Consider the following 15550-nt stretch of genomic DNA (forward strand, 5'->3'; position numbering starts at 1 on the left):
GTTTAACTAAAAACATAATCCTTTGAATTTGAATTACAAATTTAAAGAAACGATTCAGAACTGGAACTTACGCAAACATGAGTAAACCGATTCAGATCGAACGCGGCGTTAAATACCGCGATGCCGATAAGATGGCGCTAATCCCGGTACGTACCGTCGTCACCGAACGCCAAGAGCTTCTGCGCAAACCTGAATGGATGAAGATTAAACTTCCGGCGGATTCAAGCCGTATTCAGGGAATCAAAGCAGCCATGCGCAAAAACGGGTTGCACTCAGTTTGCGAAGAAGCGTCCTGTCCGAATCTGGCAGAGTGTTTCAACCACGGCACCGCCACCTTCATGATTCTGGGCGCGATTTGTACGCGTCGCTGCCCGTTCTGTGACGTTGCCCACGGCCGCCCGCTTACGCCGGATGCCAATGAGCCTGAGAAACTGGCACAGACCATCCATGACATGGGCTTACGCTATGTCGTGATCACCTCCGTTGACCGTGATGATCTGCGCGACGGCGGTGCCCAGCACTTTGCAGACTGTATTAGCGCTATTCGCCGCAAAAACCCGACTATTCGCATCGAAACGCTGGTGCCAGACTTCCGTGGACGTATGGATCGCGCGTTAGAGATCCTGACCGCCACGCCGCCAGATGTGTTCAACCACAACCTGGAAAACGTACCGCGCGTTTACCGTCAGGTCCGTCCTGGTGCGAACTATGAGTGGTCACTGAAGCTGCTGGAAAACTTCAAGAGCGCACATCCAGATATCCCAACCAAATCTGGCCTGATGGTTGGATTGGGGGAAACCAATGCTGAAATCGTGGAAGTGATGCGTGACCTGCGTCGCCACGGTGTGACGATGCTGACGCTGGGACAATATTTACAGCCGAGCCGCCATCACCTGCCAGTACAGCGCTACGTCAGCCCAGATGAGTTCGATGAGATGAAAGCCGAAGCGATGGCGATGGGCTTTACCCACGCTGCCTGCGGTCCATTTGTTCGCTCGTCCTACCATGCCGACCTACAGGCAAAAGGCATCGAAGTAAAATAAGCGCTCATACATATTTACACATTTTTTGTGTGGAATAAAAAACGGACGGCTATTGCCGTCCGTTTTGCTGTGTAAGGTGCGATCAGAGTTCTTTACGAGATGAATCATTCAGCGCTGTCGTTTCATCTGTCTTTGCCGGCTGATCGTCATTCATCGCCTTCTTGAAGCCTTTAATCGCCGCGCCCAAGTCACCGCCGAGGCTACGAAGTTTATTCGTACCGAACAACAGAATGATTAACGCGCCAATCACCAACAGCTTGGCAATACTGATACCTTCCATACAAACCTACCTGATTTAGATGCTGGAGACGCCAGCGGACGAGAACGATTTTTATTGAAAATAATTCTTTTACCCTATGTCCTCTATCTAAAACCTTATGCAGCGCGACACAATTAGCATCTGTAACAAATTGCATCTATAAAAACGTAAGACGCGGCAAAAGCGCTTTCTCGCGCATTCAGATTGCTTTACAACTTTCACCTCGGCACCACTACAAAAATGCCTTCTGACGGCGTAAACTTTCCATACTAAAGCGGAGATGACATTCCTCCCTACCCTCGCGCAGCCAAAACGCTGACAGCCTTAAAAACAGGGTACAACCGCCACTCGGCTAATGATGTCTACGTCCACCTCGCAGAGAGGGCGTAGCGTCCTGCCCAACACTCTCCGAGATCGCAAAAACAATTCAGGCAAAATAGCCCAAAGAAAGGTTTCTATGTTTAGTACATTACTTGCGGTATTTATTGGCGGCGGAGTTGGTAGCGTGGCGCGCTGGCAGCTTGGCGTGAAGTTTAACAATCTGTATCCAACGCTGCCGCTGGGTACTCTGCTTGCCAACTTGATCGGGGCTTTTGTTATTGGCGGCGCACTCGCTTTCTTCCTGCGCCATCCTCATCTCGATCAGGACTGGAAAATATTGATTACCACTGGGCTGTGCGGCGGTTTAACGACGTTTTCGACCTTTTCCGCAGAAGTCGTCATGTTCCTGCAAAGCGGGCAGCTTGCGGCGGCGGGGTTGCACCTACTGTTGAATCTGGTGGGTTCGTTGCTCATGACCGCGCTGGCGTTTGCTCTGGTCACGTGGGTGACAACACACTGATGTCACGTGGAAATTGCTAGCGCGTGGAAAATGAAGCAAAAAAAACCCGCCATCGGCGGGTTTTTCACGAAATCGGTATAATTAAATAGCGTTAACGTTAGCAGCTGAAGGACCTTTGGCACCGTCAGTGATTTCGAACTCTACACGCTGACCTTCAGCCAGAGTTTTGAAACCATTGCTCTGGATGGCAGAGAAGTGTACGAACACGTCTTTGCTACCATCTTCAGGAGTGATGAAACCGAAGCCTTTAGACTCATTGAACCACTTAACACTACCTTTAATCTTAGACATCAAACTTACCTTTACATGAATGAAAGACACAAAATCTGTGTCAGGTACAGTACAACAATAGATTGGCCTTTTGTCCAGTTGAAGTTGGATAAAAAGTGATAAAAGTCGCTAAAAATGTATACCACGTAACTCCGCTGTCCTATTTTAACCCGATGCAGAACGCAGAGAGTTCAGTTCTGGTCGATTCATCACTTTTTACGATATGAAGGAAGGCACCATGGTAAGCAAAACGCTGGGTCTGATCGGAGGCATGAGTTGGGAATCCACCATCCCGTATTACCGCATTATCAACGAGTACGTGAAAAGCCAACTTGGTGGTCTGCACTCCGCCAAAATCATCCTGCACAGCGTCGATTTCCACGAGATCGAACGGTTGCAGTCACAAGGTGATTGGGCGCAGTCAGCCGCTGTACTCAGCAATATCGCAGTAGGACTACGTCAGGCGGGAGCAGAGGCGATCGTCATCTGTACCAACACGATGCATAAAGTGGCCGATGACGTTGAACGCGCCTGTCAGCTTCCTCTTTTGCATATTGCCGATGCCACCGGTGCCAGCCTGAAACAGCACGGATTGAAGAAAGTCGGTTTGCTTGGAACCCGCTACACAATGGAGCAGGATTTCTATCGCCAGCGCATTCAGGAACGATTTGGCGTGGAGGTGATAGTTCCTAACCATGAGGGAAAAGAGGCCGTCAATCGCATCATTTACGATGAGCTGTGTCTGGGAAATATCAACGAGGCATCGCGGCAGGTCTATCGGGACATTATCCAGCAGCTTGAACAACAAGGCGCGGAAGGCATCATTCTGGGTTGTACGGAGATCCCGCTGTTAATCAGTGCCCAAGATGCGAAGGTTCCTCTTTTTGATACCAGCAGGCTCCACGCGATTGCCGCTGCAAAATTTGCGCTTAACCAGCCATCATGATGAATTAATTCGATAAAATAAAATCTATACGCAAACTAATAATAGCCTCTTTTATTTACTCAAGTTTCCTCTTTTTCCAAAGAAAAAAAGCAGTATTGAGAGACTCAATACTGCTTTATTCGTATGATTTTATTCCTGGTATGGTATGCAATGACTAACAGTACTTCTCGTTATTATTTACGTAACATTGCTTCAATAAAATCTTTCCAAGTACTTACTTCTACTTCTACCATGCGAACCTCTTGGTGATTAACGGCGACGCATTATATGCACACTTTTTAATCAGGAAAAAGTGTTATGAAAGTATAAAAACTATACTTCTTCACATTTCTGCTACACAGTTCACAGTAGATCTCCCCGCCTTTTTTCGGCATGCTGGGCTATCGCACGATTAAGCTCAGTCAGGCCGTGCTGTCCTGAACAGCAATCGTCATGCAACCTAATAAGTAGAAAGGATTTTATCCCTATGGCGCTGACCATGTACGGCATCAAAAACTGTGACACTATAAAGAAAGCGCGCCGCTGGCTGGACGCTCAACAGGTGGCGTATCGCTTCCATGATTACCGTGCCGACGGTCTGGATGAACAGCTGCTACAGCGCTTTATCGACCAACTGGGGTTTCAGGCCTTACTCAACACACGCGGAACGACCTGGCGTAAGCTCAGCGAAGAATTGCGTGAACAGATCAACAGCGATACCAGCGACAGCGCAGAGGCCGCCAAAAACCTGATGTTGGAACAGCCTGCGGTGATTAAACGACCGTTGCTGATAACCGATGACGGCCACGCGCTGCTTGGTTTCAGTATTGACAGTTACCAGAAATTTATTGCGGAGAACAAATAACGTGTCTTGCCCAGTCATAGAACTCGCTCAACAGTTAATTAAACGCCCTTCCCTCAGCCCGAATGACGAGGGTTGTCAGGCGCTCATGATTGAACGCCTGACGGCGATTGGCTTTACCGTCGAAGCGATGGATTTTGGCGATACCCAGAATTTCTGGGCATGGCGTGGCACAGGGAAAACGCTGGCCTTCGCCGGACATACCGATGTGGTTCCCAGCGGCGATGAAAGCCACTGGCAGCATCCACCGTTTGAACCCATCATTCGTGACGGCATGCTGTACGGTCGCGGCGCGGCGGACATGAAAGGCTCACTGGCTGCGATGGTGATTGCCGCCGAGCGCTTTGTCGCTGCCCATCCTAATCATCAGGGGCGTCTGGCGTTCCTGATTACCTCGGACGAAGAAGCCAGCGCCGTTAACGGCACCGTAAAAGTGGTTGAAGCGCTGATGGCACGCAACGAGCGATTGGACTACTGTCTGGTCGGCGAGCCGTCCAGTACGCATGTTGTGGGTGATGTGGTCAAAAATGGCCGCCGTGGTTCTATCACCGCGAATCTGCGCGTACACGGCGTGCAAGGGCACGTTGCCTATCCTCATCTGGCGGACAACCCCGTTCACCGCGCAGCACCGGCGCTTAACGAACTGATCGCAACCGAGTGGGATCAGGGCAACGCCTTCTTCCCGCCGACCACGATGCAAATCGCCAATATTCAGGCAGGCACCGGCAGCAATAACGTCATCCCCGGCGAGCTATCTGTGCAGTTCAATTTCCGCTTCAGCACCGAATTGACGGATGTGTTAATCCAGCAGCGCGTGGCTGAATTACTGGATCGCCACCAGCTTAAGTACACCATCGACTGGAAGCTCTCCGGTCAGCCATTCCTGACCGCACGCGGTGAGCTGGTCGATGCCGTGGTGAATGCCGTCAAGCATTACAACGAGGTTACGCCAGAGCTGCTGACCACCGGCGGCACCTCCGATGGCCGTTTCATTGCACGCATGGGCGCGCAGGTCGTTGAACTGGGCCCCGTAAACGCGACGATCCACAAAGTCGATGAATGCGTCAGCGCGGCAGACCTGCAACTGCTGAGCCGCATGTATCAGCGCATTATGGAGCAGCTCATCGCATGATGACGCCAGCTACGTTAACCGGTAAAAGCGACCAGCATCTGGTCGCTTTACAGGGGCGTCATCGTCTTCAGCCGGAGGCAGTAACCGCATTTCTGGCGCTACAGCAGGCGGCAAAAACGGCGGGATTTAACCTACAGCCCGCCAGTACGTTTCGTGATTTCGAGCGCCAGCGTCAGATCTGGAATGACAAATTTCGCGGCGAGCGTCCCGTCATGGATGCCAACAGCCAGCCACTGGACGTGTTATCTCTGGACGAAGGCGAGCGCTGTGAAGCCATTCTGCGCTGGTCCGCTATGCCCGGCTCTAGCCGCCACCATTGGGGCAGCGATCTCGATATCTACGATCCCGATTTATTACCCGCAGGCAGTTCGCTCCAGCTGGAGCCGTGGGAATATGAAGAAGGCGGTTACTTTGCCGCACTGAACGCGTGGCTGAGTGCGTACATGCATGAATACGGTTTTTATCGACCTTATGCGCACGATCTCGGCGGTGTCGCAGCCGAACTCTGGCATATCAGCTATTATCCACTAGCACAGTATGCGGAAGAACAGCTTACACCCGACCTCATTCTTGCCGCCTGGCAAGATGAAGACATTGCAGGCTACCACTGGCTTTGCCAGAACTTGCCGCAGCTGTTTACCCGTTATATTCATAATGTTGATGAGGCGTAACCATGGCATGGCTGGCTGATTACTGGTGGATAATTCTGATTGTCCTGATAGGCATGCTGATTAACGGCATCAAAGAATTGCGCAACGTTGACCATACGCGTTTTCTGCTCAACAAACCGAAATTGCCCCCACACCGTGACAACAACGACAAGTGGGACAATGAAGAAGACGACGACTGGCCGAAGAAAAAACCCTGATACCTATCCTCGTCAAACCGCCCGCAGCGCGAGGCTTAGCTCGCGTGCAGGCGGTTTGAATGCTTACTCTTCCGTTAAACACTCACTTCCGTTAAAAACGTTCACGTCAGCTAAAACGTTTCCCAATTAGCATTCGATGACCCGGCATGAGCAGGTTTAGGTAACAGCGATTTCGGTAATGCAGCAAGTGAAGACGCGCTCTCGGCACGATGTTCCTGCGCGGCTGCCTGATTAATCTTGAACACCGCCACCGCATTCTGTAAATATCTGGCCTGCTCTTCCAATGCCGCAGCGGCAGACGCGGACTCTTCCACCAGCGAGGCGTTTTGCTGAGTGACGCGGTCCATTTCATTGACCGCCTGCCCAACCTGATCGATTCCCCGGCTTTGCTCATCGGATGCCGAGGAGATCTCCCCCATGATATCCGTTACCCGGCTCACCGCACCGACGATTTCTTTCATCGTGTCACCCGCGTCTTTCACCTGCAAAGAGCCGGTATTAGCACGACTAACCGAATCATCAATCAGCGATTTGATCTCTTTGGCTGCCTGAGCACTGCGCTGCGCCAGCGTTCGCACTTCACCCGCCACCACGGCAAAACCTCGCCCTTGCTCCCCGGCTCGCGCCGCTTCTACCGCCGCATTCAGCGCCAGGATATTGGTTTGGAAGGCGATGCTATCAATCACGCTGGTAATGTGAGCGATTTTTTGTGAACTGTCGGCTATCTCATTCATCGTTTTCACGACATTATCGACGACAGTGCCGCCTTTATTGGCCGTTTCCGACGCATTTTTTGCCAGCAGCGTAGCCTGACGTGCGTTGTCTGAGTTCTGCTTCACCGTTGAGGTCAGTTGCTCCATGCTGGCCGCCGTTTCCTGTAGTGATGCCGCCTGCTGCTCCGTACGCGAAGACAAATCGTTGCTGCCCACCGAGATTTCACTGGCCCCAGAGTGGATGGAGTGGGAACTGTCGCGCACCAGACTGACGGTACGGATTAATGACTGCTGCATATGATGTAGCCCCGCCGCAAGCTGGCTCATTTCATTGCGCCCAGTCGCATCAATAGGATGCGTCAGATTGCCCTCGGCAATCGCGCTGATATGCCGCATGAGCGTACGCAGCGGATGCAAAAGAATACGCTGTAACCCGATCCAACTGAGGATAATCACCAGCACGACGACGACGGAAAGTGCGCCTAGAAGCCACAGCATCGTTTCAAATGCAGCGTGGTTTTCCTTTAGGCCATCATCTGACAGCTGGTTTTGCGCCGCTCGCCACGTAATATAGGCATCCTGCATGGCCACGTTAAGCGGCGTCGCACCGCTACTCAATTTCATCGCCGCCCCCGCTAACCCACCGGAAAGCGAATCAACAATATCATTCAGTAGCTTGTCGTAAGCGGTATAGCTCGCCTCAAGTTTTTTGGATAATGCTTCATCCAACCCAGGCGTATTCGGTAAAGACAAATAGTGTTTATAACTACTCTCTGAGGCGGCCAATTGCGATTTGGCTTGTTGTAAAAGAGCCTGCATCGCCTCTTTATCCGCATTCCCCATCATCATGTTTTGTATAATAGAACCGATAGCGATGCGCGTCTGATTCATCATAATCCATGCATCAGTAAATGCGGCCACATTCTGGTTAGAGCGTTGGGAAACAAGGAATCCCTCTCTGTCGTTAATCAGCGCACGAACGGATAGCGCACCGGTTAAAAATTGAGATATCCCCAACACAAACAATAAGATAACAAGGATGGTAATGACTTTAATACGTTTAAACATGGCACACCCTCTTTTTCCATAAGGATGCGATATTTATATCTGAAAAAATAAGATAAATATTGAACACTCAACACAAATAAAAACATTGCCTATATTATTTAACATTCAAATATGGATTATATTCTTTTTAATATGGATAAATTCTTGTCCCTAAAAATAGAGTCTCTACTTTGAATAGAGAAATTAAGAAATTAGCAATAAGATAATCTGATGGAATAACAAAATAATTTGAGCGGCGTGATAAAACGTGAGCAGATTGAACAGCGCAAGGCATTGGTCCTTTAAAGCCAGCCTATAAAGAACTGGGCATTTAAGGGAACAACACACATGCAGCTTGAAGTATGACGGGTATAGCGGGATAGATTTTATTTGAGGTAAGACAACGCCTGTTTCAACATCCGTTCATCAATACCGTGCCCGACAGCGGGGGCAACATCCAGCGTAAACGACGTCCCCAGTTCCTGAAAGCGCTGAGCGGCAGCATGCGCATGTCCAACCACAATCACGCCGTCCGCTTCGCCATGAATCAGGTGCACCGTAACCTCAGCAAAGGCTTTTTCTGGCAGCACAGCAAAGCGACCGCTGAACGCGATAATGTGCCCAGCCAGCGAGGATTCAGATTTCAACGCTTCCAGCGACATAATGCTGCCCTGCGAGAAGCCCACCAGCACGGTTTGTTCCGCACTCATACCGCTTTGCTCTTGCCAGTGGCGCACCATCTCAATAAAACGCGGCAGATTCGCCTCAATGCGAGAGAAACGATTCTCTTCCGTGACTCCCTGAACAGAGAACCACTGCCGCCCGTCGCCATAGCCGCTGCTGAACGGCCCGGCAATACTGATCACCATCGCCTGCGGCAAAGCGGCGGCAAAATAACGCCCAATCTGTGCCATGCCCGCGGCGGTATCACCCACGCCATGAAACAGCAGGATTAACCGATTCGCTTCCGAAGGCTGCTGAACAACAACATAATCTTGATTCACATCTCTCTCCTGAAGGCATGCGCCGAACGCGTCACCTGCCGATATTCGTCATAAAGTACGGTTAGCTCTCACTATACGCCGCGCAATAACAGGAGAAATCGGGAATTACTCAATGAGATGTTCCATTTTTTGCAACGACAAAGGGGATATCCCGCCCTCGCCTTGTCAGTGCGGTTTGATAATACGGATTGTTGAAGCCGGATCGTTCGCCAGACAGCGTGCCGGACGCACCGGCCGTTTAACCAGTTCGCCGCCACAGTTCGGGCAGGCGTGGTGAAACACGGTATCCGCGCAGTCAGGACAGAACGTACATTCGTAGGAGCAGATATACGTTTCGGCATCCGGCAGCAAATCACAATCGCAGTGTTCACAGTTGGGGCGTAATTCCAGCATCGGCTTATCCTGACTCAGCAAAAGTAATGAAATTCTCGCTGTCACTTTCCTGTGGTCAGTGCACAACGATCGGTGAAGGGGAATGAAGTTCTTTTCTACCAGAAACCTTGGCAATAGCAAATGTGCGGCAAAAATTCGCAGGCCGTCGCTGATGATGTAGAGTGGGACGGTTTCGTTCAAGGCAAGGAAGTGAGTGATGGCAGGTGACAGAGAAGAAATGTATCGGCTTGCAGGCGATCTATTGAAGAGCATCCAACATGGCGATCCCGCGACTTTATTGGATTTTGGTGTGAGCCCTGCGATTTACGAAGAGATTCTGGAGGAGCTGGATAGCGCAGGGGAAAACCTGGCAGATTTGGCGATTCCACCTTATGACGTTGCCTTTACCCCCGACAAAACAGGCCGGATTCCTCTGTGCAGCTACGCGACAGACGCCGAACCTCAGCGCAAGCGAGTGGAATGTCAGCTCTGGTCTGGCGAGCGGAAAACCGATCTCACATTAATTGCTGACTATTCTGACAAACAGGGGAAAACTCCGCTGATTTTCCGACTGTTAGAGACGCAATAAATCCGCCCATACTCAACGTGCCGATTGAGTATCCCTATGACCGTCTTGGCACATCGAACACATCATCCGGTGGTGTTAACCATTACAGCGTCCTTCCAGCGCTCACACCGCTGTGCATCGAGATCGACCAGTGCGCTGGCGGCCTCTTCACGCCAGCGTTTCAGGAGCGCTTTCCTGCCGGTCAGCCCCAGCGTTATGGCTATCTGCTCGCTTTCACCCGGCGTCTCTGCCAGCAGGCGTAGCGCAGGCAGCGGCAATGTGGTGTGAATCAACAGGCGGCAAAGTGCGGCGAAGCTGGCCTCCATCGGCCGATGCGCAAACGCAAAACCCGCCAGCTCACGCCAGTCGTCTTCATCCAGCTCGGCATTTCCTGTCTGCGGCAGTGCGAGGTTCAGCGGAATCAAGCGCTGTAACCAGTGCCAGTCACGCGCCAATTGCTGACTTCCCTGCTCCGCCAACCTATGCCCCGCTTCGCTCAGCGGCAGCACCGCCATCGCGCTGTAACAGCCGCTGCTGGCTTCAAGATGGCTACCGATACGCACCAGTTGAAACCCACACGACTGCCAGAATGCCCACAGGTCTGGCTGATAGCCAAAACTAACCGACAGGTAATCCAATGCCTGTCGATGTGCCTCGCGCACCTGTTCTGCAATGAGCGCCCGGCCAATCCCTTGTCGGCGACATGACGATGCAACTGCAATACGGCTCACGCGGCGCGCACGCAGCGTCGGCGCATGCCATAAACCCGCGTGTGCCGCCAGCGACTGCGCCACCAGATTACCGCGCGGGCGTCGTCGTCCTGCCCACACCTCATGAGCCAGTGAAGCTGACAGTCCGCCTTCCTCCACCAGCCACAGCACACCACACATCTCGCCCGCCACCTGTGCGCTGGCAATATGCATGCCCGGCGCGTCCATCAGGCGACGCAAATCCAGCGGCGAAGTGCGGTAATGTGCACTGCACAAAAGCGCGTAGCACCATGCCAGACGCTCAGGGTACGTCAGCCAGTCGTCGGCACGTTCGATTCGACTTTCCAGTGCAGAAGAGGGAATAGATAGATCGGGCTGTTGCGGGGAATGAAACGCGTCGGGTTCGTTAAATAACAGCGCCTGATCCAACACCCGTTCCAGTGGATCGTTCGCGGCCCAGCGCAGAGGCTCGTTCAGCGTGAATGCCCGCCACTGCGGCAGCGTCGCACAAAATTTCAGTAGAAATCCCCGCCCGGTGCCTTCATACCCTTGCACCGTCGTGGTCATCAGAATACGGGGAAAATACGGCAACAGCGCGGAAAGCACGGAAGACGGAACCGCCGCTGCTTCATCAATTAACAACCAGTCGACATTGGGAGCGCCATGCAGGCGGCAGTGTGCCAGCAGCGCATCCGGTGCCCAGAACTGCGCATCGGTACGTGCGTGCTGTTGCAGAATCTCCGCCGCAGCACGAGACGGTGCGGTAATCCAGCAGGTTCCGCGACTGCGCTGCGTCAGCATTCCCGCCAGTGCTGATTTCCCCCGTCCGCGCGGTGCGGTAATCACAAACACACCAGATTCTGCGGCATTCAGCTCATGCAGAATATGCTGCTGTTGCGCTGTCGGTTCACCATTCGCAGGCTGCCAGTCAGTGCGTTCGCCCAGTGGACGAATCACGACTTCCTGATCTTGCTGCCAGAGAACCACGTCCTCATCGGCCAACAGCTGGCGCTGAAAATGTTGAATAAAGTGCGGGGTGTCAATCGGCTGTGCTTGTTCGCTCCAGCGCAGGCTGTCTTGATCCGGCAGCGTCGGCCATTGCTGCCACGACGGCACCAGCATGATCAGCCAGCTACCGACCTGTAGCGTGCCTGACAGCATCGCCAGCGCCTCGACATCCACGCCTTTGCGCGCATCAAACACCGCATGGAGAAACTCTCGCCCTAGCAGCGTCCGCACTCGGCTGGCTGGCAGCGAAGTGACGGAATCAGGTGCAGATTCGCCGATCCACAGCCAGTCGCCAGACAATTGGCGGCTGAGCGCCAGCGCCTGTTCTTCACACCAGTCCGCTTCACCGCTCAGCAGCAGCAATCGCCGGACGCCATAGCGCTGCTGCTGGCGTTGGCTGTGGAGAAAATCACGCAACATCATCACACGCGTCGGATCAGTCAGGTCTTGCCAATCAACAGGGAAAGCAGCCCAGCGGCGATCAGCGGCCCAACGGGAACGCCGCGAAACAGCGCCACGCCCATGACCGTGCCCACCAGCAACCCCGCCACCACGGAGGGCTGGTTGCTCATCAGCGACACGCCGCGTCCGCCAAGCCAGGACACGGCAACGCCAATAAGGATCGCCAACAGAGATTTCCAGTGCAGGAAGGAATGCATGACTTCACTGGCGGTAATTTTTCCGCTGGCAATCGGTGCCATCACGCCAATCGTCAGAATGACGATACCGATGCTCAGGCCATATTTTTCCACCCACGGGAAATAACTGTTCAACGGCGTGATACGTATCGCCAGCAGAACCAAAATCGCCAGCGTGACAGTCATGTTGTGACTGATGATACCCAGCCCCGCCAGGACGAGCAGAATTAACAATGTCGGATCGAGATAGGTCATGGATGTGAGTCTGTCGAAAGTAGTCGGATTGTGCGTTAAGCAAACCGCGATGATAGCATTAATCGGGGTCAGGGGCAGGAATCGAAGTAAAGGCCAACTGAGCAAATCATTCGGGCAGGGACGAGAATAGAAAGGCAGCTTTTCGAGAGGAAAATCGGCAAAACATTCAGGCCGTCAGCCTATCGCCGACTGGCGACCCGAACGTAAACGATTGCGCAATTAGTCTAATTTTACGCCGATACGGTGCGCAACTTCTTCATACGCTTCAATCAAGCCACCGAGGCTTTGACGGAAACGGTCTTTATCCATTTTGTTCAGCGTTTCTTTGTCCCACAGGCGGCTACCGTCTGGTGAGAACTCATCACCCAGCACGACTTCACCTTTGAACAGACCGAACTCCAGCTTGAAATCGACCAGAATCAGCCCGGCGTCGCCAAACAGTTTGCTCAGCACGTCGTTCGCCTTGTAGCTCAGCTCTTTCATGCGAGCCAGATTCTCTTCATTCACCCAGCCGAACGTCTTGCAGTAAGATTCGTTCACCATCGGGTCATGCATCTCATCGTTTTTCAGGAACAGATCGAACAACGGCGGGTTCAGCTCGATGCCTTCTTCGATACCCAGACGTTTTACCAGCGATCCCGCCGCGCGGTTGCGCACGACACACTCGACCGGCACCATGTCCAGTTTCTTAACCAGCACTTCATTGTCAGACAGCAGGCTCACCATTTGAGTTGGGATTCCAGCTTCTTCCAGTTTGCTCATGATGAAATGGTTGAACTTGTTATTCACCATTCCTTTACGGTCAAACTGCTCAATGCGTGCACCGTCTCCTGCTGATGTATCATTGCGGAACTCCAGCACCAGTAGATCGGGATCTTCGGTGGTGTAGACGGTTTTCGCCTTTCCACGATACAGCTCAGCTAGCTTTTGCATCTTTAATTACTCCACACAGTGAGGGTCAACAAGTACGACCCGATATTTAACGCTTCCCCGAACGGTTGCCGATAGCGCCCGTCAATTCGGGTAGAGATTGTTGAATGAAGAAGGGCCGGATAATCCGACCCTTGGTTTATGCGTTATTTACTGAACGCCGCCTGGAATACGGCCACCAGTGCATCATTCTGAGACTGGGTTAGCGTATGCCCTTTGGAGTCGATAAATTGCAGACTGCTGCGGTTATCTAAATCGCCGACCTGCAATTTGTAATCGCCGTTAGGCAGTTCAGGATTTTTCGCACCCAGGTCATCCCAGGTTCCGCCGCTCGGTGCACGATACGTCACGGAGACAGAACCCTGCGGACGGCTGCGATCGTTAACCTTCATGCCGATTTTGTCCAACGCGACAGGCAGACGATCCCACACCACAGTATACGGGCCACGCACAATCAGCAGTGGCAGGCCAGTGTCATCCGCCCCACTCTGCACATCCAGCGAACCAATAGTGCGGTTTGCCAGCGCGTTTTCACGTGCGGTTGCCTGAGAGTCCAGACCATTGCTAAGCACATTCAGCATCAAGCCGGTGTAGCGCTGAGCCTGATCGCCCGCCGTCACCGGCTGACCGTTCAGCTGTAATCCGAGCAATTTCACGACCAGTGCGACCTGATAACCCTGCTGCTGCACGGAAATCTGATAACGCCCTTGATACGGGACGTCTTCATCTTCACGCGGCCATGAGATCCAGTCGGTCGTCAGCGTTTGGCTGGCATCCTGACGGCTGGCAATGGTGAATGCCTTGTCTTGCAACACGCGGATAACCTGAGACCAGAGCTGGCTGTTTTGCGCGCTGTTTTCTAACAACAGCGTTGCCGTATCTCCTGAGATCTGGGTACGGGAACCATTCAACAAAGCCAATGGTTGCACTGGAGGACGAATATCCAGTTCCTTGCCGACCGCACCATTCAGGGTCACTGGCGGTATATCATAATCCCCGTTCTGTACCGGTAAAATCATCCCGGCAGGCGTATTCAGCGCGTGCAGCGCCGATGCCTTCAGATAGGATTCATCGCCACTGACCTGACGCTTATAGCGCTGATCGCTGGAACAAGCCGCCAGCAACATCACGAGTGATATGCCAACAACTTTCGCCACCATCGACTTTTGTAATGAATAACTCATTAAATCTCCCTAACGATTACAGCAAACCCGCTTGCTTAAGTGCTTGCCCCATCACCGTACGACCGGAATCGGTCAGCGGTGTCATCGGCAGGCGCAGCGTATCGGTCGCCATGAGTCCCAATTCCTTACAGGCCCACTTCACCGGAATAGGATTGGGTTCAACAAATAATTTCTGATGCAGTGGCATCAGGCGCTGATTCAAACGACGCGCTTCAACAAAATTGCCCTGCGCTGCCAGCCTGCAAAGTTCCGCCATTTCACGCGCAGCAATGTTCGCCGTTACGGAAATCACACCGTTACCGCCGAGTTGCATAAAGTCCAGACCGCTAGCGTCATCGCCGCTCAGCAAAATGAAGTCTTCACTAACCAGCTCTTGGATCTGGCTTACCCGACTTAAGTTCCCCGTCGCTTCTTTAATTGCGACAATATTTTTCACTTCGGACAAACGGGCAACGGTTTCCGGCAGCATGTCGCAGCCAGTGCGGGAAGGTACGTTATACAGGATTTGCGGCAGATCGGTATGCTCGGCAATCGCTTTGAAGTGCTGGTACAGGCCTTCCTGCGTCGGTTTATTGTAGTACGGCGTGACCGTCAGGCAGCCAACAACACCGGTGCCATGAAAGCGTTTGGTCAGTGAAACGCCTTCAGCGGTAGCATTCGCACCGGTTCCAGCGATGACAGGAATACGTCCGTCACTCAGTTCCAGCGTCAGCAGCACGACATCGCCATGTTCGTCGTGGCTCAGCGTGGCAGATTCCCCCGTCGTGCCGACAGAGACAATCGCCGATGTACCGCTAGCGACATGATAATCAATCAGTTTTTTCAAGCTCGCCCGATCGACGGCGCCTTTGGCGTCCATCGGCGTAACTAGCGCAACAATACTTCCCGTAAACATTGGCCATCCCCTCCACAAACAAGTGC

Annotated in this window: 19 protein-coding genes and 1 riboswitch; of the genes, 8 read left to right on the forward strand and 11 right to left on the reverse strand. The window is 52.7% G+C overall.

Going from position 1 to position 15550, the window contains the following annotated elements:
- The first annotated feature begins 77 nt into the window (after positions 1-77).
- Complete coding sequence (gene lipA, locus QWJ20_RS04610; RefSeq protein ID WP_095698844.1) at positions 78-1043, forward strand: lipoyl synthase; 966 nt, start codon at positions 78-80, stop codon at positions 1041-1043.
- An 82-nt stretch (positions 1044-1125) separates the two neighbouring features.
- Here the strand turns inward: lipA and tatA are convergent, their stop codons facing one another.
- Positions 1126-1323, reverse strand: coding sequence for a Sec-independent protein translocase subunit TatA (gene tatA / locus QWJ20_RS04615; RefSeq protein ID WP_039482851.1), 198 nt, complete (start codon positions 1321-1323; stop codon positions 1126-1128).
- A gap of 246 nt (positions 1324-1569) precedes the next feature.
- A riboswitch (Fluoride riboswitch) is annotated at positions 1570-1674 on the forward strand.
- An 85-nt stretch (positions 1675-1759) separates the two neighbouring features.
- Here tatA and crcB point away from each other — a divergent pair.
- Entirely contained in the window at positions 1760-2143 is a 384-nt protein-coding gene (gene crcB / locus QWJ20_RS04620) for a fluoride efflux transporter CrcB (RefSeq protein WP_433991966.1), read from the forward strand.
- 81 nt (positions 2144-2224) lie between these two features.
- Here crcB and cspE read toward each other — a convergent pair whose 3' ends face one another.
- The gene (cspE, locus tag QWJ20_RS04625; protein WP_005976270.1) at positions 2225-2434 is read right to left on the reverse strand and encodes a transcription antiterminator/RNA stability regulator CspE; all 210 of its coding nucleotides are present in this window, start codon (positions 2432-2434) and stop codon (positions 2225-2227) included.
- 217 nt (positions 2435-2651) lie between these two features.
- Here cspE and QWJ20_RS04630 point away from each other — a divergent pair, with 217 nt between their 5' ends.
- Positions 2652-3359 (forward strand): aspartate/glutamate racemase family protein, encoded by a 708-nt coding sequence (locus QWJ20_RS04630; protein WP_433991967.1) that lies wholly within the window; start codon positions 2652-2654, stop codon positions 3357-3359.
- Positions 3360-3532: 173 nt separating this feature from the next.
- Here the strand turns inward: QWJ20_RS04630 and ypfM are convergent, their stop codons facing one another.
- On the reverse strand, positions 3533-3592 hold the full coding sequence (gene ypfM, locus QWJ20_RS04635) for a protein YpfM (protein ID WP_137739554.1): 60 nt from the start codon (positions 3590-3592) through the stop codon (positions 3533-3535).
- 233 nt (positions 3593-3825) lie between these two features.
- Between ypfM and QWJ20_RS04640 the strand changes: the two genes are divergently transcribed.
- From QWJ20_RS04640 to QWJ20_RS04655, 4 genes are read left to right on the forward strand one after another with little or no spacing between them, the layout of a single operon-like run.
- Complete coding sequence (locus QWJ20_RS04640; protein ID WP_433991968.1) at positions 3826-4203, forward strand: ArsC family reductase; 378 nt, start codon at positions 3826-3828, stop codon at positions 4201-4203.
- Position 4204: 1 nt separating this feature from the next.
- Complete coding sequence (gene dapE / locus QWJ20_RS04645) at positions 4205-5332, forward strand: succinyl-diaminopimelate desuccinylase (RefSeq protein ID WP_095698835.1); 1128 nt, start codon at positions 4205-4207, stop codon at positions 5330-5332.
- Entirely contained in the window at positions 5329-6003 is a 675-nt protein-coding gene (locus QWJ20_RS04650) for a M15 family metallopeptidase (RefSeq protein WP_226307410.1), read from the forward strand. The genes dapE and QWJ20_RS04650 overlap by 4 nt, the downstream gene beginning before the upstream one ends.
- Positions 6004-6005: 2 nt before the next feature.
- Complete coding sequence (locus QWJ20_RS04655) at positions 6006-6200, forward strand: YpfN family protein (RefSeq protein ID WP_095698833.1); 195 nt, start codon at positions 6006-6008, stop codon at positions 6198-6200.
- A 110-nt stretch (positions 6201-6310) separates the two neighbouring features.
- Here the strand turns inward: QWJ20_RS04655 and QWJ20_RS04660 are convergent, their stop codons facing one another.
- From QWJ20_RS04660 to QWJ20_RS04670, 3 genes are all read right to left on the reverse strand, one after another.
- Positions 6311-7981 carry a methyl-accepting chemotaxis protein gene (locus QWJ20_RS04660; RefSeq protein ID WP_249688227.1) on the reverse strand — a complete coding sequence of 557 codons (1671 nt, stop codon included), beginning with the start codon at positions 7979-7981 and terminating at the stop codon, positions 6311-6313.
- Between the two features lie 365 nt (positions 7982-8346).
- Complete coding sequence (gene ypfH, locus QWJ20_RS04665) at positions 8347-8964, reverse strand: esterase (protein ID WP_226307408.1); 618 nt, start codon at positions 8962-8964, stop codon at positions 8347-8349.
- Positions 8965-9129: 165 nt separating this feature from the next.
- A complete protein-coding gene (locus QWJ20_RS04670; protein WP_095993998.1) occupies positions 9130-9357 on the reverse strand; it encodes a DUF1272 domain-containing protein in 228 nt (75 codons plus the stop codon).
- Between the two features lie 196 nt (positions 9358-9553).
- Between QWJ20_RS04670 and QWJ20_RS04675 the strand changes: the two genes are divergently transcribed.
- Positions 9554-9925 (forward strand): hypothetical protein, encoded by a 372-nt coding sequence (locus tag QWJ20_RS04675; RefSeq protein ID WP_433991969.1) that lies wholly within the window; start codon positions 9554-9556, stop codon positions 9923-9925.
- 62 nt (positions 9926-9987) lie between these two features.
- Here QWJ20_RS04675 and QWJ20_RS04680 read toward each other — a convergent pair whose 3' ends face one another.
- From QWJ20_RS04680 to dapA, 5 genes are all read right to left on the reverse strand, one after another.
- Positions 9988-12045: a tRNA(Met) cytidine acetyltransferase TmcA gene (locus QWJ20_RS04680; protein WP_433991970.1), complete on the reverse strand. Its 2058-nt coding sequence runs from the start codon at positions 12043-12045 to the stop codon at positions 9988-9990.
- Positions 12046-12062: 17 nt separating this feature from the next.
- Positions 12063-12515, reverse strand: a complete 453-nt coding sequence (locus QWJ20_RS04685) for a DUF441 domain-containing protein (protein WP_039482881.1) — start codon at positions 12513-12515, stop codon at positions 12063-12065.
- 219 nt (positions 12516-12734) lie between these two features.
- The gene (purC, locus tag QWJ20_RS04690; protein ID WP_010286515.1) at positions 12735-13448 is read right to left on the reverse strand and encodes a phosphoribosylaminoimidazolesuccinocarboxamide synthase; all 714 of its coding nucleotides are present in this window, start codon (positions 13446-13448) and stop codon (positions 12735-12737) included.
- 143 nt (positions 13449-13591) lie between these two features.
- Positions 13592-14629 carry an outer membrane protein assembly factor BamC gene (gene bamC / locus QWJ20_RS04695; RefSeq protein WP_433991971.1) on the reverse strand — a complete coding sequence of 346 codons (1038 nt, stop codon included), beginning with the start codon at positions 14627-14629 and terminating at the stop codon, positions 13592-13594.
- A 16-nt stretch (positions 14630-14645) separates the two neighbouring features.
- Complete coding sequence (gene dapA, locus QWJ20_RS04700) at positions 14646-15524, reverse strand: 4-hydroxy-tetrahydrodipicolinate synthase (RefSeq protein WP_039482886.1); 879 nt, start codon at positions 15522-15524, stop codon at positions 14646-14648.
- Positions 15525-15550: the final 26 nt, after the last annotated feature.

This window comes from Pectobacterium sp. S5, assembly GCF_051707265.1.
Lineage (GTDB): Bacteria > Pseudomonadota > Gammaproteobacteria > Enterobacterales > Enterobacteriaceae > Pectobacterium > Pectobacterium polare.

What these genes read in the sequence shown, in the direction of transcription:
- QWJ20_RS04640 (WP_433991968.1), top strand. Translation starts at nt 3,826, where the DNA reads ATGGCGCTGACCATGTACGGCATCAAAAACTGTGACACTATAAAGAAA.
- dapA (WP_039482886.1), bottom strand. Translation starts at nt 15,524, where the DNA reads ATGTTTACGGGAAGTATTGTTGCGCTAGTTACGCCGATGGACGCCAAA.
- QWJ20_RS04630 (WP_433991967.1), top strand. Translation starts at nt 2,652, where the DNA reads ATGGTAAGCAAAACGCTGGGTCTGATCGGAGGCATGAGTTGGGAATCC.
- bamC (WP_433991971.1), bottom strand. Translation starts at nt 14,629, where the DNA reads ATGAGTTATTCATTACAAAAGTCGATGGTGGCGAAAGTTGTTGGCATA.
- QWJ20_RS04655 (WP_095698833.1), top strand. Translation starts at nt 6,006, where the DNA reads ATGGCATGGCTGGCTGATTACTGGTGGATAATTCTGATTGTCCTGATA.
- tatA (WP_039482851.1), bottom strand. Translation starts at nt 1,323, where the DNA reads ATGGAAGGTATCAGTATTGCCAAGCTGTTGGTGATTGGCGCGTTAATC.
- QWJ20_RS04650 (WP_226307410.1), top strand. Translation starts at nt 5,329, where the DNA reads ATGATGACGCCAGCTACGTTAACCGGTAAAAGCGACCAGCATCTGGTC.
- purC (WP_010286515.1), bottom strand. Translation starts at nt 13,448, where the DNA reads ATGCAAAAGCTAGCTGAGCTGTATCGTGGAAAGGCGAAAACCGTCTAC.
- crcB (WP_433991966.1), top strand. Translation starts at nt 1,760, where the DNA reads ATGTTTAGTACATTACTTGCGGTATTTATTGGCGGCGGAGTTGGTAGC.
- QWJ20_RS04675 (WP_433991969.1), top strand. Translation starts at nt 9,554, where the DNA reads ATGGCAGGTGACAGAGAAGAAATGTATCGGCTTGCAGGCGATCTATTG.
- QWJ20_RS04685 (WP_039482881.1), bottom strand. Translation starts at nt 12,515, where the DNA reads ATGACCTATCTCGATCCGACATTGTTAATTCTGCTCGTCCTGGCGGGG.
- QWJ20_RS04670 (WP_095993998.1), bottom strand. Translation starts at nt 9,357, where the DNA reads ATGCTGGAATTACGCCCCAACTGTGAACACTGCGATTGTGATTTGCTG.
- cspE (WP_005976270.1), bottom strand. Translation starts at nt 2,434, where the DNA reads ATGTCTAAGATTAAAGGTAGTGTTAAGTGGTTCAATGAGTCTAAAGGC.
- QWJ20_RS04680 (WP_433991970.1), bottom strand. Translation starts at nt 12,045, where the DNA reads ATGATGTTGCGTGATTTTCTCCACAGCCAACGCCAGCAGCAGCGCTAT.
- QWJ20_RS04660 (WP_249688227.1), bottom strand. Translation starts at nt 7,981, where the DNA reads ATGTTTAAACGTATTAAAGTCATTACCATCCTTGTTATCTTATTGTTT.
- lipA (WP_095698844.1), top strand. Translation starts at nt 78, where the DNA reads ATGAGTAAACCGATTCAGATCGAACGCGGCGTTAAATACCGCGATGCC.